General features: G+C 41.8%; 18 protein-coding genes and 2 tRNA genes. 8 read left to right on the plus strand and 12 right to left on the minus strand.

All coding sequences use genetic code 11. The features are described from left to right. Window positions 1–663: 663 nt before the first annotated feature. Both J3U75_RS00695 and grxB read right to left on the minus strand, forming a co-directional pair. A complete protein-coding gene (locus J3U75_RS00695; RefSeq protein ID WP_267390051.1) occupies window positions 664–2,376 on the minus strand; it encodes a thiamine pyrophosphate-dependent enzyme in 1,713 nt (570 codons plus the stop codon). Window positions 2,377–2,650: 274 nt separating this feature from the next. Next, window positions 2,651–3,298 carry a glutaredoxin 2 gene (gene grxB / locus J3U75_RS00700; protein WP_100139904.1) on the minus strand — a complete coding sequence of 216 codons (648 nt, stop codon included), beginning with the start codon at window positions 3,296–3,298 and terminating at the stop codon, window positions 2,651–2,653. 236 nt (window positions 3,299–3,534) lie between these two features. On the opposite strand from grxB, the gene hemF reads away from it, so the two are divergent. Continuing rightward, entirely contained in the window at window positions 3,535–4,461 is a 927-nt protein-coding gene (gene hemF / locus J3U75_RS00705) for an oxygen-dependent coproporphyrinogen oxidase (protein ID WP_267390052.1), read from the plus strand. Between the two features lie 24 nt (window positions 4,462–4,485). Here the strand turns inward: hemF and J3U75_RS00710 are convergent, their stop codons facing one another. After that, window positions 4,486–5,709 carry a chloride channel protein gene (locus J3U75_RS00710; RefSeq protein ID WP_267390053.1) on the minus strand — a complete coding sequence of 408 codons (1,224 nt, stop codon included), beginning with the start codon at window positions 5,707–5,709 and terminating at the stop codon, window positions 4,486–4,488. 144 nt (window positions 5,710–5,853) lie between these two features. On the opposite strand from J3U75_RS00710, the gene J3U75_RS00715 reads away from it, so the two are divergent. Both J3U75_RS00715 and J3U75_RS00720 read left to right on the plus strand, forming a co-directional pair. Continuing rightward, window positions 5,854–7,482 (plus strand): ABC-F family ATPase, encoded by a 1,629-nt coding sequence (locus tag J3U75_RS00715; RefSeq protein WP_100152361.1) that lies wholly within the window; start codon window positions 5,854–5,856, stop codon window positions 7,480–7,482. A 52-nt stretch (window positions 7,483–7,534) separates the two neighbouring features. Then, on the plus strand, window positions 7,535–8,080 hold the full coding sequence (locus J3U75_RS00720; protein WP_267390054.1) for a GNAT family N-acetyltransferase: 546 nt from the start codon (window positions 7,535–7,537) through the stop codon (window positions 8,078–8,080). Between the two features lie 83 nt (window positions 8,081–8,163). Here the strand turns inward: J3U75_RS00720 and crcB are convergent, their stop codons facing one another. Continuing rightward, window positions 8,164–8,550: a fluoride efflux transporter CrcB gene (crcB, locus tag J3U75_RS00725; RefSeq protein ID WP_100139909.1), complete on the minus strand. Its 387-nt coding sequence runs from the start codon at window positions 8,548–8,550 to the stop codon at window positions 8,164–8,166. 124 nt (window positions 8,551–8,674) lie between these two features. On the opposite strand from crcB, the gene J3U75_RS00730 reads away from it, so the two are divergent. The 5 genes from J3U75_RS00730 (at window position 8,675) to J3U75_RS00750 (ending at window position 11,812) form a co-directional block, all read left to right on the plus strand. Then, complete coding sequence (locus J3U75_RS00730; protein WP_267390055.1) at window positions 8,675–9,211, plus strand: NUDIX hydrolase; 537 nt, start codon at window positions 8,675–8,677, stop codon at window positions 9,209–9,211. A 17-nt stretch (window positions 9,212–9,228) separates the two neighbouring features. Then, window positions 9,229–9,987 (plus strand): hydroxyacylglutathione hydrolase, encoded by a 759-nt coding sequence (gene gloB, locus J3U75_RS00735; RefSeq protein WP_267390467.1) that lies wholly within the window; start codon window positions 9,229–9,231, stop codon window positions 9,985–9,987. A gap of 142 nt (window positions 9,988–10,129) precedes the next feature. Next, a complete protein-coding gene (locus J3U75_RS00740; RefSeq protein WP_267390056.1) occupies window positions 10,130–11,494 on the plus strand; it encodes a deoxyguanosinetriphosphate triphosphohydrolase in 1,365 nt (454 codons plus the stop codon). A 156-nt stretch (window positions 11,495–11,650) separates the two neighbouring features. Further along, a tRNA-Arg gene (locus J3U75_RS00745) sits at window positions 11,651–11,727 on the plus strand. Window positions 11,728–11,737: 10 nt separating this feature from the next. Beyond that, window positions 11,738–11,812: transfer RNA gene (locus J3U75_RS00750), tRNA-Glu, on the plus strand. A 612-nt stretch (window positions 11,813–12,424) separates the two neighbouring features. Here the strand turns inward: J3U75_RS00750 and recG are convergent. The 8 genes from recG to ribBA all read right to left on the minus strand — a co-directional run bounded on the left by recG (window position 12,425) and on the right by ribBA (window position 22,659). Then, window positions 12,425–14,461 carry an ATP-dependent DNA helicase RecG gene (recG, locus tag J3U75_RS00755; RefSeq protein WP_267390057.1) on the minus strand — a complete coding sequence of 679 codons (2,037 nt, stop codon included), beginning with the start codon at window positions 14,459–14,461 and terminating at the stop codon, window positions 12,425–12,427. A gap of 223 nt (window positions 14,462–14,684) precedes the next feature. Then, the gene (gene ilvD, locus J3U75_RS00760; protein ID WP_267390058.1) at window positions 14,685–16,553 is read right to left on the minus strand and encodes a dihydroxy-acid dehydratase; all 1,869 of its coding nucleotides are present in this window, start codon (window positions 16,551–16,553) and stop codon (window positions 14,685–14,687) included. A 1,296-nt stretch (window positions 16,554–17,849) separates the two neighbouring features. Further along, the gene (locus J3U75_RS00765) at window positions 17,850–18,428 is read right to left on the minus strand and encodes an RDD family protein (RefSeq protein ID WP_267390059.1); all 579 of its coding nucleotides are present in this window, start codon (window positions 18,426–18,428) and stop codon (window positions 17,850–17,852) included. 257 nt (window positions 18,429–18,685) lie between these two features. Beyond that, window positions 18,686–19,336 (minus strand): RDD family protein, encoded by a 651-nt coding sequence (locus J3U75_RS00770; protein WP_267390060.1) that lies wholly within the window; start codon window positions 19,334–19,336, stop codon window positions 18,686–18,688. Window positions 19,337–19,489: 153 nt separating this feature from the next. Continuing rightward, a complete protein-coding gene (gene nusB, locus J3U75_RS00775) occupies window positions 19,490–19,906 on the minus strand; it encodes a transcription antitermination factor NusB (protein ID WP_100152718.1) in 417 nt (138 codons plus the stop codon). A gap of 34 nt (window positions 19,907–19,940) precedes the next feature. Then, window positions 19,941–20,393 (minus strand): 6,7-dimethyl-8-ribityllumazine synthase, encoded by a 453-nt coding sequence (gene ribH, locus J3U75_RS00780; protein WP_100139918.1) that lies wholly within the window; start codon window positions 20,391–20,393, stop codon window positions 19,941–19,943. 130 nt (window positions 20,394–20,523) lie between these two features. After that, window positions 20,524–21,420 (minus strand): DMT family transporter, encoded by an 897-nt coding sequence (locus J3U75_RS00785; RefSeq protein ID WP_267390061.1) that lies wholly within the window; start codon window positions 21,418–21,420, stop codon window positions 20,524–20,526. 150 nt (window positions 21,421–21,570) lie between these two features. After that, complete coding sequence (ribBA, locus tag J3U75_RS00790; protein ID WP_370386422.1) at window positions 21,571–22,659, minus strand: bifunctional 3,4-dihydroxy-2-butanone-4-phosphate synthase/GTP cyclohydrolase II; 1,089 nt, start codon at window positions 22,657–22,659, stop codon at window positions 21,571–21,573. Between the last annotated feature and the right edge of the window lie 737 nt (window positions 22,660–23,396).

The following is a 23,396-nucleotide window of genomic DNA, read 5'->3' on the forward strand; positions in this document are numbered from 1 at the left end:
CAAAATTCCCGCAGACAGATAGCTTTTAATCAATTTGATTAAAAGCTATGAAATAACAATACGTTAAATCATTTTGATTGAAAAGAATTAATTATTGTTAATATTTAACTATTTGATTTTAATAATTATAAATTTTTAATAAAGTGTTGTTAAAAACGAAATATCTTTTTTTATGCGTAGTTAATTAACTGATGATTGATTATTTGATGTTTGCTGTTTGAAAGGGATTGTTAAAAAGAAGCTATTATTGAACATAATAAGTTAACGTTTTAATTATAAAGTGTTGTTAGACTGTGTGAATTCTGTAAACCGCAATGATTTTCAAAACAGAATTCTCAAAACCAATTTAGGGCAAAGCTCGATTGAGAATGAGTCTAGGCTATAAGGTAGCTGATGATTCTGAGCCAAGGTGTGTCAGATACCTTGCGCTATTTTAAGTTTATTTAGTGATATTTTTTGGGATATTAGCTGGTTATTATTTTTTTCTGATTATTTTTGTATTTAGTAAATGTGATATTTGGGAAAATTCCAAACTCTAAACTTAGGCTGATTTAGATGCAGTTTCGTTAAGATAGATATTTTATATGGTTTACCAAAATCTGACCGATATAATAAAACTTACTGCTCAATTGGATGCTGAGCAGTAAGTTTGTTCGTTTTGGTTTAAATATTATTTTTTATCATGTCGATAACATCTTTACCTTTGCCTTCAAGAATGGCTTTAGAACCATACCAAACCATGTTTTTAACATTCTCATAGCTGATTGAAGGAGGCATAATCAGTTCTTTGTCGCTGATAACCACGTCCAGCAAAGCTGGTCCTTTGTGTGCCAGAAAACTTTGAACGGATGTTTCCAGTTCGGAAGATTTGCTTACACTTTGAGCGCTGAAGCCACAACCTTCGGCTATAGTCTTGAAATCGCCGTTTTTCAGGTCTACATACACTTCAACCAGTCCTTCACCTTTTTGTTCCTGCTCAACAAAGTTAAGGGAGCTGTTGTTAAAAACGACAATTTTAATGGGCAGATTTTCTTGTTTGGCAGTAAGTAAGTCACCCATCAGCATGGCTAGTCCGCCATCACCTGATAAAGAAATCACCTGCCGGCCTGGAAATGCTTTTTGAAAGCCATAAGCCTGAGGCATGCTGTTAGCCATAGTGCCGTGTTTCAGGCTGGTGAGAAAGCGCCGTTTACCGTTCATGTTTAGATAGCGGGCACCCCAGAGCATCGGTGTACCGACATCTGCCGTAATCAGAGCATCATCATCTGCATATTTATCAATTAATTCAACTAATTGCTGTGGATGTATTGGGTGTTTATCATCCGGGGTGGCAAATGATTGAAATTTCTCCATGATTTTGGCAAATAGTGCAGTGTAGTGATCCAGAAAGCTGCTGTCGCTTCTTGCTTGAATTTTTGGGAGCACAGTTTGCAAAGTGGTTTTTACATCTCCAACTAGTCCTAGATTGATTGGATGACGTAACCCCAGCTGAGTCGCATCATGGTCAATTTGAATGATGCTGGTGTGGTCAGGATAATATTCAGACCATGCAAAGCCACAGCCTAATAATAAAAGCGTATCGCATTCCTTGATTGCTTCATAGCCGGCTTTGGTGCCGAACATACCCGTCATGCCTACTTGATAAGGGTTATCCCAGGCAATGCTGTCTTTAGCTCGTGAAGTGTGTACCACCGGCGCTTTTAGTTTTTCTGCCAGAGCAATCACTTCGTCATGAGCATCTTTACTACCATAGCCGGCGTAGATGGTGATTTTTTTACCCTGATTAATGGCTTCAGCTAGTTTTTCGATTTCTTGATCATTTGGTCTGGTTACCGGCTGTGGCTGCCAAATCTGTATGGGTTGTTCGGCTATTTCCATCTTGCTGATGTCACTAGGCAGGATGACCACGGCTACACCACGTTTATTGATGGCAGCCTGAGCTGCTTGCGTAAATATGCGTTGTGCTTCCTGTGGCTGATTTACCATCTGACAAAATACACTGGTATCCTGATAGACTTTAAGAAAATCAACTTCTTGCGGAAAGCCAGTTCCCATTGAAGTAGCGGCTAATTGGCTAGCAATGACAATCACAGGTGCATTGTTTCGATTTGATTCATATAGGCCATTAATCAAATGCAGGCTGCCTGGTCCACAGGAACCGGCACAAGCTGTAAGCTTGTTGGTAATCATGGCTTCCGCACCAGCGGCAAAGGCTGCAGCTTCTTCGTGACGGGTATGTACCCAGTTTATACTGCTTTTTTGGATGGCTTTGCCGACAAAATTCAAAGTATCGCCGATGATGCCATAACAGTTGCTTACTCCTGCTGCGGTGAGTACATCAACAAGTATTTCTGAAACGGTTTTGGTTTTAGACATGATGTATTTCCTCTAAAGTTGATTACTTATTAATGCTTTGAATAAATATAGAGTAGGCTGAATATTCATTTAAATATCATGCCTGTAATTTATATTCAAAATATTCAAATTAAAGGTATGTTAATTCTTTATCAATATTTAATCTATTGTAGTATTGTGAAATACACAATACAATAATGTTAATAAAATTCATTATAAGTTTATAATTTTAAATATTATTTAAATAAAAAAGCAGCCGCTGTATTTAGCGGCTGCACTTTTGGGAGAGGTTGTTTCAGATGGCGCGGTCATCAAACAACGGAATACGAGTAATGCGGCTCATGCTATGCATGTAGTCTAATACAGGTGCAGTCCATTCAATACCTTTAACCATAGTAAGATTGCGCAGAATCGGGAACAACAGGATGTCTTCCATGCCAAAAGTTCCATTCGCACCACGGTCGCTGTGAATGAGTGGTGATAAGGCAATTAAGTCGGCGTTCAGACGTTCGATGTAGGTTTGGCTGTTTAGTAGATGCTGTTGAAAATCGCCGTAGATGGCAGTTTTTTTGTTGACGAAATAATCAATGGCACTTTGGGTGGCAAATTCAGGCAGATTAATCTGTGTACAACGTGGCGCGGTGAGGAAGTTTCGGTAAGTATCAACGATTTTGATCCAGCCCTGAATTTCTGGTCGGACAGTAGGGCTTAAATGTGTACTGTCTGAAAGATTGTCGATGTATTGCACAATATCCAGACTTTCACCCATGGCGCTGCCATCATCTTTGACTAGTATGGGTACCATTTTTTTGCCAATGAGTTTTATGGGTGTGTTTTCATCATCATTTAGCAGAAAAATATTTTCAACTGGTACTATTTTTTTTCCAAATATCATCCGCGCACGGACGCAAAAAGGGCAATGGTCGTAAAGATAAAGTTGCATTGAAATTTCCTTATTTTAATAGTGTGCGTAATAAATTTAGTGCCGAAGACACAATTCAGACATTTATCGGTTTATTGATATTTTTACTGGTGTATTGCAGTTGATAAATGTGCAGTAAAATACTTTTTCTTACACAATAATCCACAGATTTAAAAATTCTGTTGCTGTGGTTGTTTTGTGCTGTAAATTAATTAACATTATACATATATTAATTAATCAAAGTTTGTGGTTTTTTCATGAGTGGTGATGTATTTAATCAAGTTTTAGATTTTTTTAAAAATTTACAGATCGATTTAGCTGATACTTTGGCAGGAGCTGATGGAACGGGCAGTTTTGTAATAGATAATTGGTCTGGTGCTTTAGGTTCTGGTTGTACGAGGGTTTTAAAAGACGGGGCGGTATTTGAACAGGCAGGAGTAAATTTTTCCCATGTAAAGGGTAAAGCAATGCCGGTTTCTGCTACTCGGCAACGTCAGCATCTGGCTGGAGCACCTTATGAAGCTATGGGGGTATCACTGGTAGTCCATCCGCGTAATCCCTATGTGCCTACTAGCCATGCCAATGTGCGTCTGTTTGTGGCCTATCCTGAGCACGCCAGTCCTGTATGGTGGTTTGGTGGAGGCTTTGATTTAACACCGTTTTATCCGTTTGAAGAAGATGTTTTACACTGGCATCGGGTAGCTCAGGCAGCTTGTCTGCCATTTGGAGAAGCAGTGTATCCGGAATTCAAACAGTGGTGTGACCGCTATTTTTATTTGCCTCACCGGCGAGAGCAGCGGGGGGTGGGCGGTTTGTTTTTTGATGACTTAAACCAATGGGATTTTGCTCAATGTTTTGCTTTTATAAAGGCGGTGAGCTCAGCCTATACACAAGCATATTTGCCAATTGTGGCGCGGCGCAAGAATACATCATATGGCGAGCGTGAACGACAATTTCAACTCTACCGGCGCGGACGTTATATAGAATTTAATCTACTCTGTGACCGAGGCACACAGTTTGGTTTAAATGCTGGCGGACGTACGGAATCTATCCTGATGTCTATGCCGCCTGCTGCCCGTTTCGAATATCAGTATGAGCCTGAAACGGGTTCTGCAGAAGCTCAGTTAGCCAAGTATTTACAGATACACGACTGGCTGGCAGAGAGTGAAACTTGCTCAGTGTAAATGAGGGAATTCGGCGCAGTTTTTCTATTTGTTTAGTGCCTGCTGAACTGGAAGAGCAGTCAGCAGACACAAGCTGACTGGCATAATAATATCAGGCGTGATGTTGGTTATTTCTAGTACAAATAATATTGCGGTCAGCGGCATTTTTTGCTGTACCGCCAGAAAAACTGTTGCTCCAACTACTACGGCTGCTATCAAGGGCACAGGAGGCAATATACTATTCCATGCGGTAGCCGCAAGTAAGGCAACAAGGCCACCAATCATCATTGAGGGTGTAATAAAACCGCCATAAGCACCGGCTCGTGTAGCCATTAACAAGGCAAGCCACTTGCCAATAAGCAGAGCTGCTGCATATTGCCAACTAATGCTGTCATTAAATAATAATTCATTACCTGCTTTTCCGTTGCCCAGTATTTCCGGCAGCCACATTGCCAGTACACCTATTAGTACAAAAGCGGCAACACTGATAAAAATTAGGCGCGGTGTGCTGCGGTTTGCGGGTTTACAGTAAGCTAATTGCTGTTGTAACAGCCAAGAACTGGCGGTGATAATAGGGCCGAGTAATAACGCCCAAACTAATAATGTACTATTAAGAGTAAGTGTCGGTAGCTGATAGGAAGTTGAACTGCCCAAACCCAACCGTGCTATCCATGCCGCAGTTGTGCAGCAAATTAAGGCAGCAATCACGCATTGGCGTTGAAAGCTGAAAAGTAGCGTTTCTAGAGCAAACAGGGCACCGGCTAGTGGCACATCAAACACCGCTGCCAGACCTGCTGCCGCACTACAGGCTAAGAGAATTTTCCGTTCCTCGGCGCTGAATTGTAATAGACGGCTGATGCAATCCGCCAGAGCAGAACTAATTTCACGTGGAGCGGTTTCCCGCCCGAGGGGTGAGCCCATACCCACTGTTAAAATCTGCAGCAACGCATGAATCACAGTCGTACCTAGCGGTATGGGGGTGGTGCTGGTACTGATGGCCTGTTTGATATCTACCAGTTTGGCACCAAAACGGTGCAGCAGAAACCAGCCAATGCCACCAATTATGCCGCAGCCAGACACAGCCAGCAGACGATGCATAGCACTGGTTTGTTCTACCATGTCTCGAAAAGTGATGCCGTCAATACGCCTGATGCCATAGACAAGCTGCTGAATCATATGCAGCAGTCCGATTAAGGACATACCTGCCACACCAGCAATGGCTCCGCAGAGCAATAATAAAGCAATCATTCTGGGGCTTAATCGGGTCATGACAGTATGCATCAGTGGTAAATAAAAGTGGTTTTTACACTTTAATGCCTTTATTGTAAATGTCGGAATACGGTTTGCGGAATTTCGGCCTAAGCCTGTGCTAAAATCAGCCTATTTTGTCAGGATTTTAAAGGAAGCATTCCTGTGATTAGTACCAATAATATTACGATGCAGTTTGGCGCTAAGCCATTGTTTGAGAATGTATCGGTGAAGTTCGGTGGCGGCCATCGCTATGGTTTGATTGGTGCCAACGGCTCAGGTAAATCAACTTTTATGAAAATTCTGGGTGGCGATCTGGAGCCTACAAGTGGTGAAGTAGCCATAGATCAGGGGCTCCGTCTGGGTAAACTGCGGCAGGATCAGTTTGCTTATGAAGATATGCGTGTGCTTGATGTGGTCTTAATGGGGCACACTGAAATGTGGGCCGCGATGACAGAGCGTGATGCTATCTATGCCAATCCGGATGCAACTGAAGATGATTATATGCGCGCGGCAGATTTGGAAGCCAAATTTGCAGAATACGACGGTTATACGGCGGAAGCCCGAGCTGCTGAATTGCTTGCCGGTGTGGGTATAGATGAGCATTTGCATAATGCTAGCATGAGTGAAGTGGCGCCGGGGTTTAAGCTGCGCGTGTTGTTAGCGCAGGCATTGTTTTCCAAACCGGATGTGCTGCTGCTGGATGAGCCCACCAATAATCTGGATATCAATACCATCCGCTGGTTGGAAGGTGTATTGAATAGTTATGAATCTACCATGATTATCATTTCGCACGACCGCCACTTTTTAAATGAAGTGTGTACGTACATGGCTGATGTGGATTATGGTGGCATTACGCTGTATCCAGGTAATTATGATGATTATATGCTGGCTTCTACGCAGGCACGCGAACGTACACTGAAAGACAATGCCAAAGCCAAGGAAAAATTGCAGGAGCTGCAGGAGTTTGTAGCTCGCTTTTCGGCTAATAAATCTAAAGCACGGCAGGCTACCAGCCGCGCCAAGCTGGCAGATAAAATCAAGGCCGATATGGTGGAAGTCAAGCCATCCAGCCGTCAAAGCCCGTTTATTCGTTTTAATTTTGATGATAAGAAAAAATTGCACCGGCAGGCATTGGAAGTGCAGGATTTATCTAAACGATTTGACCGCCAATTGTTCAAAAAGCTGAGTCTTATGCTGGATGCGGGGGAACGGCTGGCAATTATCGGCCCAAATGGTGCCGGTAAATCCACTTTGCTGAAACTCTTGGCAGGAGCTTATGATGAAGCTTATAACGAAGGTATTAAAGCGGATAGTGGTAGTGTGAAATGGGCGGAAAAAGCTCAGGTTGGCTATTACCCACAGGATCATGAAAATGATTTTGACGTACCGATGACGTTAACAGAGTGGATGCGCCAATGGGGTAAAGAAGGTGATGATGAACAGGTTATCCGTGGCACTCTCGGGAGGCTGTTGTTTGGCAGCAATGAAGTCGGTAAACAGGTACAGGTGCTGTCTGGTGGTGAAAAAGGCCGCATGCTGTATGGTAAGCTGATTTTACAAGAACCAAATGTGCTGGTTATGGATGAACCGACCAACCATATGGATATGGAAAGCATCGAAGCGCTAAATATGGCACTGGAAAAATTTCCAGGTACATTGGTGTTTGTATCCCATGATCGTCAGTTTGTTTCCAGTCTTGCAACGCAGATTATTGAGCTAGATGGTGAAGGTGGCTTTGAATATTATCTGGGTGATTATGAAGGTTATCTGGCCAAGAAAGGTCTGGTTTGATTTATATTGACTGCCTGTTTACACAGGCAGTTTTTTTATATGGGAGATAATGATGAGTACAAGCAAAAATTCTGCGGTAAAACTAGTAGATTGTAATGAGCAGGCGCACGCAGAAGCCATTTTGGCACTTTTTAATCATACGATTGCTTCTTCTACGGCTCTATATGATTATGAACCGCGTACACTGGCATTTATGCATGGCTGGTTTGCCGCCAAACGTGCGCGTAACTGTCCTGTAATCGGTGCAGTGAACGAGCAAGGTGATCTGCTGGCTTTTGCCTCATGGGGTGCATTCAGAGATTATCCAGCAAATAAATATACTGTAGAGCACAGTGTTTATGTGCGTGATGACTGCCGTCGACAGGGTCTGGCGCGCATGCTGATGCAGGAACTGATTGAACGTGCACGCAAGGCTGATATGCATGTTCTTATGGGGGTGATTGATGCGGCTAATAGTGGCAGCATCGCCCTGCATGAACAGCTGGGTTTCACTCATGTAGGCACGCTACCACAGATAGGATTTAAATTTGGCCACTGGCTGGATGCGGCTTTGTATCAGCTGATTTTGGATACCCCCCTCAGACCGACAGGCGATTGAGAAGAAGCAAGAAGAGAATCAACAGCATATCTATGCTGTTTTTTTATTGGCAGTACTTTGATATGACTTATTTATAGTATTTTTCAGACGAATTTTAGCCACCACTGTATGCAAAACAAGCCGAATATGGTGAGCAGCAGAGAACCACCTGTATGTAAAAGCATATGGGTGAGTGCAAGAACATAGCGGTGGGACTGAAGTAATTGTACTGATTCCATGGAAAAGGTTGAAAACGTGGTTAATCCGCCCAGAAACCCTGTAATAACGAACAAGCGCCATTCAGGGGCTATATTTACGAAATGTAGAAACAGACCACTTGACAACCCGATCAAATAAGCGCCAATCCAGTTTGCAGCTAAGGTGCCATAGGGTAGAGTGGAATGAATGGTGTTTAGACTGATACTTAATAGCCAACGTACAACAGCACCCAGTGCCGCACCACCAGCAATCGCAAATATAGACCGATACATAAACAAACTACCGAAACAGGATACAGATTCATTTATTTTACGCTAAAGCAGCGTCACTAATATTGTCAACTACAGTTGAAATGGCTACGCTAAGGTTCTCAACTACACTAAAAAATTTATTCTTATGAATCTAACCGAAACTAAAATCAGCAGTGAAGAAGTTTATCATGGTGCCTTTATCAATGTATTTGAAGATACAGTTTGTCTGCCCAATGGTAATCAGGCGCAACGGATAGTGGTGCAGCATCCAGGTGCAGCTGCAGTGTTGGCGGTAACATCAGAACAAAAAGTAGTATTGGTGCGTCAATGGCGTTATCCGGTAGGGGAAGCCTTACTTGAGATTCCCGCTGGTAAGCTGGATGGAAAAAATGAAGATCCGGCTCACGCTGCTGTGCGTGAATTGGCTGAAGAAACCCCTTATACAGCCACAGAAGTTAAACTCATTCACACTTTTTACACCGTTCCAGGCTTTGGTGATGAAAAAATGTATCTTTATCTTGCTGAAAATGTGCAAGCTGATAGTAAGCTGAGCGCAGACGAAGATGAGATAATCGAGCCTGTTTTGCTCAGTAGGGAAGAGGTGCGTAAAGCGTTGGCCAGTAATCAGATTCATGATGGTAAGACGTTGATTGCATTGCAATATTGGTTATTGTATTGCTAAAGTTGGAGTTGGCTGTGATGCAGATTCTTCCGATACCCGCCTTAACTGATAATTATATCTGGCTGTTACATCAGGAAAAGCAGGCTGTTGTAGTAGATCCCGGAGAAGCGCAAGGTGTCATTGATTATCTGATTGCGCATGAGATAACTCTAAGTGCCATCTGGCTGACTCATACACATTATGACCATATCGACGGGGTTTCTGCTTTGTTACAGCAGTTTCCACGGTGTGTGATTACTGGGTCGGATAGATGGAGGCTGGTAAACTGGCCGGTTACAGAAGGGAGTCGGTTTGCAGCTTTCGGACAACAGGTATCCGTATGGCACATACCTGGGCACACAGAAGATCATCTGGCTTATATACTCACCGATGACGAGAGCCGGCAACATGTGTTTTGTGGTGATACACTTTTCAGTGCAGGTTGCGGGCGGGTGCTTCCCGGAGCCATGGCCAAAATGTTTGCCAGTTTGCAACGTCTAAACAGTCTTTCACCTGATACATTGTTATATCCTGCACATGAATATACTGCGGCCAATCTAAGATTTGCGCATGCAGTTGAGCCGGATAATGAGGCAATCCAGAAAGCCTCAAGACAAGCTGAAACGCTGCCAACTCTGCCGGTTACATTAGCTCATGAACGCGCTATCAATCCTTTTTTACGTATCAGCCAGCCACAGGTAATCGCCGCTGCAATACAACATGGTTTGCCGCGACAAAATGCTAATCAGCCGCTGGCTGTTTTTACCTGCTTACGCGAATGGAAAAATCAATTCTGATCCCGATGCCGATTGCAGCATGTTATCATTGAGGCTGCATAATAACGAAGGAATAAATGAGTTGAAACAAGGTTGAATGCCTGAGAAAGATGATATTAGACTGAAAAAATCAGGGTGCATTCAGCTTATCAACTGCCAAAATATGAATACAACATCTCGATACAGGATGAACTGGAAACAACTGTTAAGTACCCAGCGTTTTAAACCGAACAATGGCAGTATCGTCCCTACCGTAACCGCGTCCAGTGAAGAAGGTACAGAAGCTCTACGTACAGATTTTCATATAGACTATGACCGTGTGGTGTTTTCCAGTGGTTTTCGCCGGCTAGCACGTAAAACACAGGTGCATCCATTTGCTTTACATGACCACACACACAATCGCCTGACTCACAGTGTAGAAGTGGCTAGTGTGGGACGTAGTCTGGGGAATCGAGTTGGCGTAATGCTTGCAAATGGTGATTTTTTACCACCAGACAGTCACCCAGCTGATATCGGAGCCATTGTACAGGTGGCTTGTTTAGCACATGATTTTGGCAATCCGCCATTTGGCCATACTGGTGAAGAGGCTTTGCGTGAATGGTTCCGTGATCCGCAACATGCACATTATTTACATAAACTCAGTGCCGTTGAACGCAATGATATTGAAACTTACGAAGGTAATGCACATAGCCTGCGTCTGGTAGCTAGTCTGGAAATGTATCAGAATGATGGCGGAATGAGGCTCACAGCGGCGGTTATCGGCGCTTTAATGAAATATCCATGGACAAGTTCAGCACAAAAAGGGCGAAGTAAATTCAATATTTATCAGACTGAACTGCCTTTTATTCGCTGCGTAGCAAAACAGCTAGGCTTGCTTACTGCGGGTGAGAATCAATGGGTACGGCATCCTTTATCCTATCTGATGGAAGCGGCTGATGATATTTGCTATGCATTACTCGATTTAGAAGATGCAGTCGAACTGGAACTATTGCAGGTAAAAGAAGTTGAGCAAATTTTATCTAGACTGATCAATCAGGAATATAACTTGCATTCAGACACTAGTCAGGCACACTGTGCACGATTGCGCGGTATCGCCATTGGCCGTGCTGTAGATGATATCGCGCATACCTTTATCAAGTATCATGGAGATTTATTAAACGGCGAATTTCGCGGTAAAGATCTTATTGAGCTGGCAAGTCCTGATGTTAGTGATGCGCTTAATGCTGCTAAGGATTTGGCATGTAAACGCATATTTCGTCATCAGAGCAAATTAATTACCGAAATCGCTACTTTTCCCTGTCTTGGTTCGATATTGGGTCTGCTGGTACCAGCAGTAAATGACTTTATTAAAACCGACAAAATGAGCAAGCGGCAGGAGCTGGCTTTGTCATTATTGAAAGAGCAGAAACTAACTCGTGACGATAATTTGTATCAGGCTTATATGAAAGTGCTGGATTTTGTTGGCGGGATGACGGATAACACAGCAGCGAAGCTGGCACGCGAAGTGTCGGGTATTGGCATGTTGTAATTATTAGCACTGATTAAATGGATAAATAATTATTTAAATCATGTGTATAAATATTATTTTTAATTTTGTGGGTTTTTTTTCTTGCCAAGAAGCAAATTATTGCGTATTATCGCGCTTCTTGATTTTCGGTGACTCTTAAACGAGTTCGAAAGCAGTGCACCCGTAGCTCAGTTGGATAGAGTATCTGGCTACGAACCAGAGGGTCGGGCGTTCGAATCGCTCCGGGTGCACCATCAAGCTAACGCGCCCATCGTCTAGCGGTTAGGACATCGCCCTTTCACGGCGGTAACCGGGGTTCGATTCCCCGTGGGCGTGCCAGATTCTAAAAACCTGTTTGATTGTTCAAACAGGTTTTTTTTATTTTCTTATCTAGAAAAAAGAATAATCTGACTATTCGTAGGTAATAAAATACAGATACAATGACGCATTTGGGATAAATATTTGAAATATTAAATAATTTATGATTGTCATAGAGTCAGGCTGAAATCATAATTGCATTTTATAAATGAGATATATATCTGCTAACGTAGCATATATGTTTATCAGTTATGCTTGTGAAGCAATTACTTTTGAATAACGGCCACTTGAAACTAATTTCGGATTTTGTCTTAACCGATGATAGTTGCTGGTTTGCTTTCCCAAATATCATTCAAGTATAAGATGGCATAAAAAAAGAAATAATTTTAAAAAATATAAATACAAATGGTATTAATATATTGATAAATAATGAAATCATTATAATTATATTCAATAATCCTAAACAATTCATTCAGACATTGATAGATAAAACGAGCTAAAGAATGCACAGATTAATCTTGAGCGGAATTCTGAACTTATAAATGATGAAAAACTTAAAAAGGGATCGATTTTTCTAAAAATTGTGTGCAAGCAAAATGTTAGTAAAATTTTAAATCCGGTAACCATCATCCTTTATACACCTAGATAAGCAGCTCGTTGTGCCAGCCAGCGCTGTAAATGCTTTCTGACCACTTGTGGTTGCTGATTAATCAGCAGTGGTGCCAGATTGCGGGCTTTTTCCAGTATGGGCAAGTCCTCTTCCAAATTTGCAAAACGCAGCATTGGTACACCGCTTTGACGCGCGCCAAGAAACTCTCCCGGTCCACGGATATTCAAATCCTGCCGAGCAATCTCAAATCCATCGGTATTTTCATAAATCACTTTCAAACGGGCTTTTGCCAAATCGCTCAACGGTTCACTAAACAATAAAACACAGCGACTGGCCGCAGAACCACGACCCACGCGACCACGTAGCTGATGCAGCTGCGCTAGCCCCATCCGTTCTGCATGTTCAATGACCATCAAGCTGGCATTTGGGACATCTACACCCACTTCAATGACCGTTGTGGCTACCAGCACCTGTATCGTGCCAGCCGCAAATGCGGCCATCACTTCTGCTTTTTCCGTCGATTTCATGCGCCCATGTATCAGGCCAATGTTTAGCTGGGGTAGTGCCGCTTGTAACTGGGCAACGGTATCAACTGCCGTCTGTAACTGTAATGTTTCCGACTCTTCAATTAAAGGGCACACCCAGTACACTTGCCGACCCTGAATGCAGGTATGTTGTACCAGTTTTTCAACTTCCTGCCGACGCGTACTGTTGACCAGTCGGGTCACTATAGGGGTGCGTCCCGGTGGTAATTCATCAATAACTGAGACGTCCAGATCAGCAAAGAAGCTCATGGCTAATGTGCGTGGTATCGGTGTAGCAGACATCATTAACTGATGTACATCACTGCCCTTATTTTTCAGTGCTAAACGTTGAGCTACGCCAAAGCGGTGCTGTTCATCAACAATGACTAAACCCAAATTATGAAACGAAACATCTTCCTGAAACAGGGCATGTGTACCCACAGCGAGTTGCAATGTTCCATTCGCCAGCTCTGTTTTGGTGTTTTCTCTAGCTTTTTTGCGCACACTGCCCGAGAGCCAGCCCACTGTTATCCCTTGAGAGGCAAACCATTGTTGAAATTTCAGATAATGTTGTTCTGCCAGAATTTCTGTGGGTGCCATTATTGCAACCTGAAAACCCGCTTCCACCGCAATAGCGGCGGCCAGTGCACATACAATGGTTTTACCACTGCCTACATCTCCCTGTAATAGACGATGCATTGGATGTGTTTGTGCCAGATCGGTTTTGATTTCATTAATAGCACGTTGTTGGGCACTGGTTAAAGCAAAACCTAAATTTGTCTGTAGAAGCTTGCTGATGTGTCCATCACCAGTTAAAGCTGCAGCATGTCCTTTTAATCGCTGCTGGCGTGCCAGCCGCATCGATAGTTGCTGTGCCAGTAATTCATCAAATTTCAATCGTTGCCAGGCAGGTAAGGTGCCTTGATGTAAATCCTGTACTGAGTATTCTGGTGGAGGAGAATGCAGAAATTTCAGACTTTGTAATAATGGTGGTAAGTGCAATTGCTGCAATAGTTCATCAGGTAATGTATCGTCGTCAGGCAGATGTTTCAGTGCGGCCTGAATCAGCCGTCGCAATGCAGGTTGATTCAGGCCATTAACCGTGGGATAAACAGGAGTTAGACTTTCTGATAGTCCTTGCTCAATATCAGTGCGGATTTTTGGATGCACCATTTCATCACCAAAAAAACCGTGTCTGATTTCTCCCAACGCCCGAATCACTTTCCCTTCTGCTAGTTGCTTTTGCTGACTGGGGTAAAAGTGAATATATCGCAGATACAGAACATGTCCGGATAAATCTTGTACTTGTACGATTAACTGCTTACGGGGACGAAACTGGATTTGCTGATGAATGACCGTGGCTTCAATCTGTACGGGAATACCGGCACGAGCATCGGCAATCGGGGTAATATGAGTTTCATCCTCATAGCGTAAAGGCAGATGCAGAGCCAGATCCCAGATATTATTGATATTGAGCTTGGCCAGTTTAGCCTGCGTGGCGGTACTGACAGGGAAAGGAAAATCTGCTGTAGACATGGTCAGACAGTTAAGAAACAGGAAATATCCTAGTTAACATAACACGATTACACGCATCATGCTATTCCTGCTGATACCATGTAGATGTAATAATTAAGAAACTTTGGCTGCCAAATAGTTTTTTATGAGCAAAACCAGAAATAGAGTTATATTAAGTATAAAAAATACCCGTTTTACAGATCGAGTTTTAATTTCGCTGCAAAACGGGTAATGTTTAGATTAATTAATCCTGTCTCTCTACCTGAGATACATCACGAACTGCACCAGTATCGGCACTTGTAGTCATGGCGGCATAAGCGCGCAATGCAACGGAAACATGGCGTTGACGGTTTACCGGTTTCCATGCACGAGCACCACGGCTTTCCATTTCTGCCCGACGCTGCGCTAATTCTGCATCGGTGACTGCCAAATGTATGTGTCGCTGCGGAATGTCAATTTCAATGATGTCGCCCTCATGCACAAGCCCAATATTGCCACCTTCGGCTGCTTCAGGAGAAGCATGTCCGATAGACAAACCGGATGTACCACCGGAAAAACGGCCGTCGGTGAGTAGAGCACAGGCTTTGCCCAGACCTTTGGATTTCAGGTAACTGGTCGGGTAGAGCATTTCCTGCATACCGGGCCCCCCTTTGGGACCTTCATAACGAATAACAACAACATCGCCAGCCACAATCTGATTACCCAGTATCGCTTCAACAGCCTCATCCTGACTTTCAAATACACGGGCACGGCCAGTGAATTTCAGAATACTATCGTCGACACCGGCGGTTTTCACCACACAGCCACGTTCAGCCAGATTACCAAACAACACTGCCAAACCGCCATCCTGTGAGTAGGCATGCTCTTTATCACGAATACAACCGTTTTCGCGATCTAAATCAAGCTCAGGCCAGATGCAGCTTTGTGAAAAAGCCTTAGTAGAGCGTACACCGCCCGGAGCTGCCTGATAACGGTGACGGGCATCAGTATTGGCTGGATTGCCGATGTCCCAATGGGCGATTGCTTCGGCCAATGTAGGCATATGGACAGTGTGTACACTGGTATCCAGCAAGCCGGCACGATTTAGCTGGGACAGAATGGCCATTACACCTCCGGCGCGATGAACATCTTCCATATGATATTTTTGTGTAGCCGGTGCCACCTTGCACAGACAGGGTACATGCCGGCTCAACTGATCAATATCTGCCATTTTAAAATTCACACCAGCTTCAGTCGCAGCAGCAAGTAGGTGTAATACCGTATTGGTAGAACCTCCCATGGCAATATCCAGACTCATGGCATTATTGAACGCAGCCTTTGTTGCAATACTTCGTGGCAGCACACTGCTATCATCCTGTTCATAATAGCGTTTGGCAAGCTCAACAATTCGTCGGCCGGCCTCAAGGAACAACTCTTGGCGTAGACTATGAGTGGCCAATAGTGAGCCATTACCGGGTAAAGATAAGCCCAGTGCCTCTGTCAGGCAATTCATAGAATTAGCGGTAAACATGCCCGAACATGAACCACAGGTTGGACAGGCACTGCGTTCCACTTTGGCAACGGTTTCATCGCTGATTTTATCGTTACCGGCCTCAATCATGGCATCAATCAGATCCAGTTTGCGTGTGTGCTGCTGGCCGTCTGTAGTGGCGATGATTTTACCGGCTTCCATAGGACCACCGGAAACAAATATAGTCGGAATATTAAGACGCATTGATGCCATCAGCATGCCCGGGGTGATTTTGTCACAATTGGATATGCACACCAAGGCATCAGCGCAATGCGCATTAACCATATATTCAACGCTATCTGCAATCAAATCGCGTGAGGGTAGACTGTAAAGCATACCTTCATGCCCCATGGCGATGCCATCATCTACGGCAATAGTATTAAATTCTTTAGCGATCCCGCCGGAACGCTCAATTTCACGTGCAACCAATTGACCGATATTGTGTAGATGTACGTGGCCTGGTACAAATTGAGTAAAAGAGTTGGCAATAGCGATAATTGGTTTGCCAAAATCTTGATCGGCGACACCGGTGGCGCGCCATAGTGCACGCGCACCGGCCATATTTCGCCCGTGTGTGGATGTCTGCGAACGGTATTGTGGCATGATGCATTCCCTTGTATTGTTTTTTATGTGTAAATGTAAAACAACTGTCAGCTATGGTACGCAGGCAGTTGATGTTTGTAAACTCAAAGCATGCTCTGATTACAATTGTTTTGGCTAGATAGTCTTCAAGCGTACGATGGAAATTCTCAGTACGAAACAGCATCATCATACAAATGACATAAAAATAGTGCAATCAGATTGGGTTAATTCAATGTAGGAATGATATTTGGATAGATAATCAAATTTATTGTTAGATTAATGACTATTAGCCCAAAAAAGGCAATACACAACGCATTAAAACTGTAACTATAAACCCGGGATTGTTTCTGTTAATCACGATCACTTTTATGCCTATTAGTTTTTGCCAAATTTTTGCCTTTTGGTACTCATCAATATACTCTGGCCAACGAAAAAGATTATAAAGGTAAAAAAACACCTAATACGATATCGAATTTTTGAGCCATTTGCTGTGGAATATTACACCAAAAAGGGAAATAAAATCGTTCCTAGCATTAATCACAGATATGAAATAAGTCCAGTTAACGATAACCGTTATGGTACGTTTCTAAGGTGAAGCTAGCTCAACTTTAATTTCAGACTCATCGAATGAAAACGGCTCATATAAATATTTTGTGATTAAAAATTGGAAATTATTAGTTATATATATCGATAAGATTCAGAACCAATAACAGCTGACAATGTGTAATATGATAATACTTATAAGGATCAACAGATAATAAAACGGTTAGCTGACTCGATATATTTTAAAACCTAGTATAAACAATTATTTTAGAAATAGTTCCAAATGGTGCTGAGCTTAGTATCTTATTATTTCGTAGTGAGTTGTTATTTACTAATATTAATGTGCGCATATTATGAAAATATATATCTAGCTACAAAATTTTATTTAGCAATATATATCTTGTGGAAGCAAACGATTATTATGAAAATATGACATATTCTCTGCTCTGACATGGCAAAATAATTATGAAAAAATTGTTTTTAACTAATTTTCTTGATTTGCATAAATGTATTTGGTAATTATTGTAATAAAAACATAATTTGATTAATTATTTAAATTTATATAATAAGGTGAGTGAAAGCAAAGCATGATATGAATAAAGTTGTTTTCTATATTGATTATCTGTGAGTTGATAGAGCAGCTTATATCACTGCTCTATCTGATTTGGTTAACTGACTCACTAATGCTTGTCATCATAGTTTAAAACAGTCTATGTTGTTTTAAAAAATAAATTTATATATAAAAATATTTAGTTAATTAATACAATACTATGTTTAGTTATTAACTTTGATTACTATAGTGCGGGCTAAATAATCCTGAAGTGTACGATGGAGGGTTTTTTTTCTAAACAGCATCACTAGCAGAATAAATGGTGTCAGATATTCAAAAAAATTACTGGTTAAAGTCTTAGGAAAATTCAAGAGACCCACAAAAATAAACGTTAATATTAACGAAACAATAGTGACAATCATATTAAAAACCATTTCACGGAGTAAAACTGTACCGATAAATCCAGGATTTCGTCCATCCATGCCAATAACTTTGATATTCATCAACCGCTTGCCTAACGATTGGCCTGTTTTACTCATTAATATAATTTGCCAGATTCCATAAATGGTTAGCGGTATCATTATGCATAATACAGAACCTATCAGATTATAACCTATAGATTTTGATCGAATCATTTCTATGATAAGGATGATTATTCCTGGCGTTACAACTATCGATGTCAACAGAGTATTGATGATGTAGGCGGCAATTCTGTTCCATGGACTAGCCAGCTCAACTTCTGTTTCTTTTTCAGACTGAGCATCCACGAGATTAGAAGAAAAATTTTCGATGTTATTAGGCATAATAATTGTCTATCGGTTATTGTAAAGGATGGGTTAAGTTTATAACTCAATGCTATTATTTAAGCATTTAAAATCAAATATTCTAAAGATTGTTATTTGTTTTTCAGCGTTTTGATAATTAATATTCAAAATAGTTGCTGAATTTCTATGTATTTGTTCTTAAGTTTTTAGATGTAAGTGGTATGTCAACATAAGAAATAGGTGTGGCGTAATTTTTACTTAATCGACATTAATTATACAATCACAAATACAGCTGCTCATTTAGGGAGTGTAATTCTGATTCTTTCATCTTTAACGGTATTTTTAGTAGAAACAACAATGGTACCAGCCATAAAATCCTGAAATGTACGTCGGTTCCACTTTTTAATAAATACCATAGCAGGAACTAACATAAATACAAAATATCCGATACCAAATGTGATTAAACTCAAAACAATTACTAGAATTTGATAAATTAATTCACGTAAAATTACATTACGGGCAAAGCCAGGATTTTCTCCATTTGTTCGGATGACCCAGATTTTAAGAATGCGTTTACCTATAGATTGTCCGTATTTGCTCATCCAGTAAACCTGCCATAAAGTATAAACAATCAGCGCAATGAAGGTTAAACCAATAATAATTTTTGTGGCAGGCTGGCTTATCCAGCTCACAAAATCTAGACTTTGATACTCATGAATATCTGTTGCATTATCTGTATCGTAATCGGCATTATCTGGGATCGATAAACACATTAGAATATATAAAGGTATAAAAATCAAAGAGGTTATTGCCTGATTGATCATTACGGCGCTCATACGGAGAGCGGGGGATGCCAGCTCCAGTCCATCTTTTGGCAGAGCAGGACAGGATTGCTGGTCTATGCCTAGATTTGAAACTGAAATTTTTATATTAGATTTATTTTGCATAAAATGCTCAAGGAAATTATATACACTATTGTAAATATATGATGAATTTTACGCAATATATGTTAAATATTATGAATTATGATCAGTACTTATTTTGTAAAAAAGCAGACTGTTTGTCAGTCTGCTTGTCATTCTGCAAAAATAAAACTTGTTTTAAGATGTAGTTCTCAGTTCGGCAGAAAGTTTATCCAGAATCCCATTGATGAATTTGTAGCCATCAGTTCCGCCAAAGGTTTTGGTAATTTCTATAGCTTCATTAATAATGACGGGATGGGGTGTTTCTGGCATAGCGGAAAGTTCATGACAAGCCATTAACAATACAGCACGCTCCACTGGACTCAGCTCGTCTTCATGTCGGTCCAGTAGCGGACGGATTCGTTTCATATAATCGCGCTGATTGTTATAGGCACCGAAAAAAATCTGTGTAAATAATTCGCCGTCGGCTTTGGCAAAATACTCATTGTCACGAATATTCTGGGCAATAATGGCGGCAGATTCTTCTTTGTTTAGCTGAGCTTGATACAGAGCCTGTACTGCAAACTGACGGGCACGCCGGCGTGGAGTGATTATTGACATGTATAAGGTGTCCTTGTTCGGAAAATAATTAATATTTGGTTTTAAGCAAATTGGCCATTTCAATGGCCACCACCGCAGCTTCGCTGCCCTTGTTATACATGCGTGCCAGTGCCTGTGCATCATTTTCGGTGGTAAGAATGGCATTGGCAATCGGAATTTGGTGTTCTAGACTAATTCGGGATACGCCTGCGGCAGCTTCATTGGATACCAGTTCGAAATGGTAGGTTTCACCACGAATCACTACGCCAATAGCCACTAAAGCGTCAAATTTTCCGCTGCGAGCCATGCTTTGTAATACCAGAGGTACTTCCAATGCACCGGGAACTGTGGCCAGTGTGATATCGTTATCGTTTACCCCTAGTTTAACCAGACGATCGGTGCAGGCTTTAACCAGTTCTACGCCAATCGGGTTGGTAAAACGTGCCTGTACAATGCCGATATGCAGACCGGTACCATTATGTTCTGGGGTAATGATATTCATTTGATTTCCTTTTGTCAGTTTAGCCAGAAGCGTAAAGTGTAAGAACAGACAAATATGTTCACGCTCTTACAACGCTAATGCTGGTATTTATCGGACTGATTTTACCGAATTTGATGATGGGGTGGAATGCCTATGCGGTTTTTTTCGGATTGTGTCTGGGTTTGAGTGAACCCAGATAGATGGCTAGAAGAGTTAAAGCTGTTCCTGTCCATTGGACTGCGTTAATGGGTTTATTGAGGATAAAAAAGTCTATTAATATGGCAGCCACTGGTTCGCTCAGTAATAACAGTCCGGTTAAGGTTAATGATAGGAGGGGTACGGCATAGGCAATCAATCCCCATGCAAAACATTGCATGACTACGCCGTAAATCATTATCAGCAGCACATCTTTCATGTTTGATGGCCAAAAACGATGAGTGTCTATCAGAATGCTGGGTACAATTAATGCAGCTACTGCCCCTACGCTTACCAGCAGCATGAGTGGAAATAATGAAACTGGTTCTGCCTGATGTGCCTGCCGGATACAGGCCATAGAGGCAGCCATGGCAGCGCCTGAAATCAGGCCGATAAATATGCCGTATCCGCCATGGCTGTTGTGATGCAGCTCAGGATGGGCAATGAGTATAATGCCGATTACAGACAACAGCATGCTGAATAATTGTAGTTTACTCTGTCGCTCACCGAAGAAAAACCATGCGATGGTAGCTAGAAAAAAAATCTGCATGCTGTTGAGTAAAGTAGAAATCCCAGGCCCAACAGCGTGAATACTTTCATGCCAGAAAGCCAGATCGAAACCTAAAAATACGCCGGACAGAATACAAAACCGTTTAGCCGTACCGCTAGTTGGTAATTTTTGTCCAAAATGTCGGCTGAGCAGCAAAAAAACGATACCACCTATGAATACGCGCCACAGGGCTACGGCATAGGAACCAATTGAAACAAATTTGACAATCAGACTGCCGAGCCCGAAAACCACGCAGCCAACAGTTAAACCGGAAGCAGCCCATTTTTGTGGGGTGAGTTGCATGAAATTCTATCCTTGAAAGCCACATTACAATAGGCTGTCCGAATTATCTGATGGCAGCAGATGATGACATCAGATAATTCGGACAGCCTGAGGGTGCGTATTGTATTTCAAATAGGCTACTAAAATATATACTTGTTTCGTAAAGAAATATTATTTAGCTGGTTCTTCAAATCCGGATACTTCAAGACCAAAACCATTCAAACCGGTAAAGGCTGATGGCTTACCCATTACTCGCATACGTTTTACTTTAAGTCCGGCCAGTATTTGTGCGCCTATGCCATAGGTTTTGCTGTCCCATTGTCTGGCCTGATGAGTGCCTTTTGGTAAAGTACGGTCGAGCAGGGTAGCACCGGTTTCGGTTCGATGCATAAGAATAATTACGCCGGCATCTGCTTGCTGAATGCGAGCCATGGCTTCCGGTAGTGGCCATGTGTGTAGCTGATTTGGTTGTAAAAAATCCATGGCGCTGAATGGTTCGTGTACCCGAACCAATACTTCATCTGCTGTTTCTGGATTGCCTTTTACCAATGCTAGATGAGTTTCTCCTGATAGCTGATCTACATACACATGCTGAGTGAAATCACCCCATGTGGTATGAATGGTGTTGACACCCAATTCTTCTATCAAACTTTCATGGCGGCTGCGGTACTCTATCAGATCAGCGATCGTCCCGATTTTAATGTTGTGTTTTTCAGCAAAAATCTTTAGTTCCGGCATCCTTGCCATGGTACCGTCATCATTGATGATTTCACAGATGACAGCTGCCGGAATCAAACCAGCCAGTTTGGCTAGATCAACGCTGGCTTCAGTATGTCCGGTACGCACCAACACCCCACCTTTTTGTGCACGCAGTGGGAAAATATGGCCTGGTTGCACAATATCTTCTGCCTTTGCAGCTGGTGAAACAGCTGCCTGTACGGTATGAGCCCTGTCTGCGGCAGAAATACCGGTAGTAATACCATGAGCTGCTTCAATGGAAACGGTGAAATTGGTGCCATACTGGGCACCATTATTCTGGGTCATCAGGGGCAGGCGTAGACGGTCTACAATTTCTTCTTCTAAAGGTAGGCATACGAGTCCGCGGGCGTACTTAATCATAAAATTGATGGCTTCCGGCGTAACAAATTGTGCCGCCATAATTAAATCGCCTTCGTTTTCACGGTCTTCTGCATCAGTAAGAATAACCATTTTGCCTGCTTTAATGTCGGCAATAATTTCTGGAATGGTGGCAATGCTCATGATGTTTTCAACGCTCCCTTGGCAAAATAATGTGTATTTTACTCCTGATTAGGTGATACCGGATGCTTTAATCTGCACTACTCGCGATGACTTGTGTAGATAGGCTGCAATAAGCTCTTGCCGCTTTGTTGTTTGTTGGAATATGCAGACTATTGAAATATCAGTTAATACAAAAAATACAAAATTTTGTTTCTTCTTTGGTTTACGATATTTTATTGTTAGGTCGTTCTTCAGGTTTTTATTCAGGAATGTTTGGGATGTTTGGTCTATTGGATAATATGTATCCCCTTTGAAATACTATCAGGTTAGATAGACCGCCAAACAAGCTGCGGGCAAAATTTGAAAACCACTACCAATAAAATAATATTCAAAGATAATAGAATGTTGGGTATACCGCAAATACAACCGATTACAATTATTACTTTATAGAGATTATTGGATTTTATTTCAAAAATCCAGACGGTTATTATGTGTATTAGTATTGATACGGCACAAAAATTGATAATGCTAATATATTATTCATGTAATTTGGTTTGGGGATGGTAAGTATTTCCATCATCAATTTTGCAATTATCATGCAATTGTTCAACTCAAACAAACTTAAATCAATAGGCCAAGCGCTGATAAACTATCATAAAAAAACCTGCTAAATAAGATAAGAAAACCTTTTTATTATATTCTATTGTTATATTTGTCTCGCTTTTTAGTATTTAATTTAATTCCTATAAAGCATTATG

The organism is Snodgrassella sp. B3088 (assembly GCF_026535815.1).
Taxonomy (GTDB): domain Bacteria; phylum Pseudomonadota; class Gammaproteobacteria; order Burkholderiales; family Neisseriaceae; genus Snodgrassella; species Snodgrassella alvi_E.

Excerpts from the sequence above, each read along its gene's own strand:
- J3U75_RS00695 (WP_267390051.1), bottom strand. The coding sequence starts at position 2,376 with ATGTCTAAAACCAAAACCGTTTCAGAAATACTTGTTGATGTACTCACC.
- grxB (WP_100139904.1), bottom strand. The coding sequence starts at position 3,298 with ATGCAACTTTATCTTTACGACCATTGCCCTTTTTGCGTCCGTGCGCGG.
- hemF (WP_267390052.1), top strand. The coding sequence starts at position 3,535 with ATGAGTGGTGATGTATTTAATCAAGTTTTAGATTTTTTTAAAAATTTA.
- J3U75_RS00710 (WP_267390053.1), bottom strand. The coding sequence starts at position 5,709 with ATGACCCGATTAAGCCCCAGAATGATTGCTTTATTATTGCTCTGCGGA.
- J3U75_RS00720 (WP_267390054.1), top strand. The coding sequence starts at position 7,535 with ATGAGTACAAGCAAAAATTCTGCGGTAAAACTAGTAGATTGTAATGAG.
- crcB (WP_100139909.1), bottom strand. The coding sequence starts at position 8,550 with ATGTATCGGTCTATATTTGCGATTGCTGGTGGTGCGGCACTGGGTGCT.
- J3U75_RS00730 (WP_267390055.1), top strand. The coding sequence starts at position 8,675 with ATGAATCTAACCGAAACTAAAATCAGCAGTGAAGAAGTTTATCATGGT.
- gloB (WP_267390467.1), top strand. The coding sequence starts at position 9,229 with ATGCAGATTCTTCCGATACCCGCCTTAACTGATAATTATATCTGGCTG.
- J3U75_RS00740 (WP_267390056.1), top strand. The coding sequence starts at position 10,130 with ATGAATACAACATCTCGATACAGGATGAACTGGAAACAACTGTTAAGT.
- recG (WP_267390057.1), bottom strand. The coding sequence starts at position 14,461 with ATGTCTACAGCAGATTTTCCTTTCCCTGTCAGTACCGCCACGCAGGCT.
- ilvD (WP_267390058.1), bottom strand. The coding sequence starts at position 16,553 with ATGCCACAATACCGTTCGCAGACATCCACACACGGGCGAAATATGGCC.
- J3U75_RS00765 (WP_267390059.1), bottom strand. The coding sequence starts at position 18,428 with ATGCCTAATAACATCGAAAATTTTTCTTCTAATCTCGTGGATGCTCAG.
- J3U75_RS00770 (WP_267390060.1), bottom strand. The coding sequence starts at position 19,336 with ATGCAAAATAAATCTAATATAAAAATTTCAGTTTCAAATCTAGGCATA.
- ribH (WP_100139918.1), bottom strand. The coding sequence starts at position 20,393 with ATGAATATCATTACCCCAGAACATAATGGTACCGGTCTGCATATCGGC.
- J3U75_RS00785 (WP_267390061.1), bottom strand. The coding sequence starts at position 21,420 with ATGCAACTCACCCCACAAAAATGGGCTGCTTCCGGTTTAACTGTTGGC.
- ribBA (WP_370386422.1), bottom strand. The coding sequence starts at position 22,659 with ATGAGCATTGCCACCATTCCAGAAATTATTGCCGACATTAAAGCAGGC.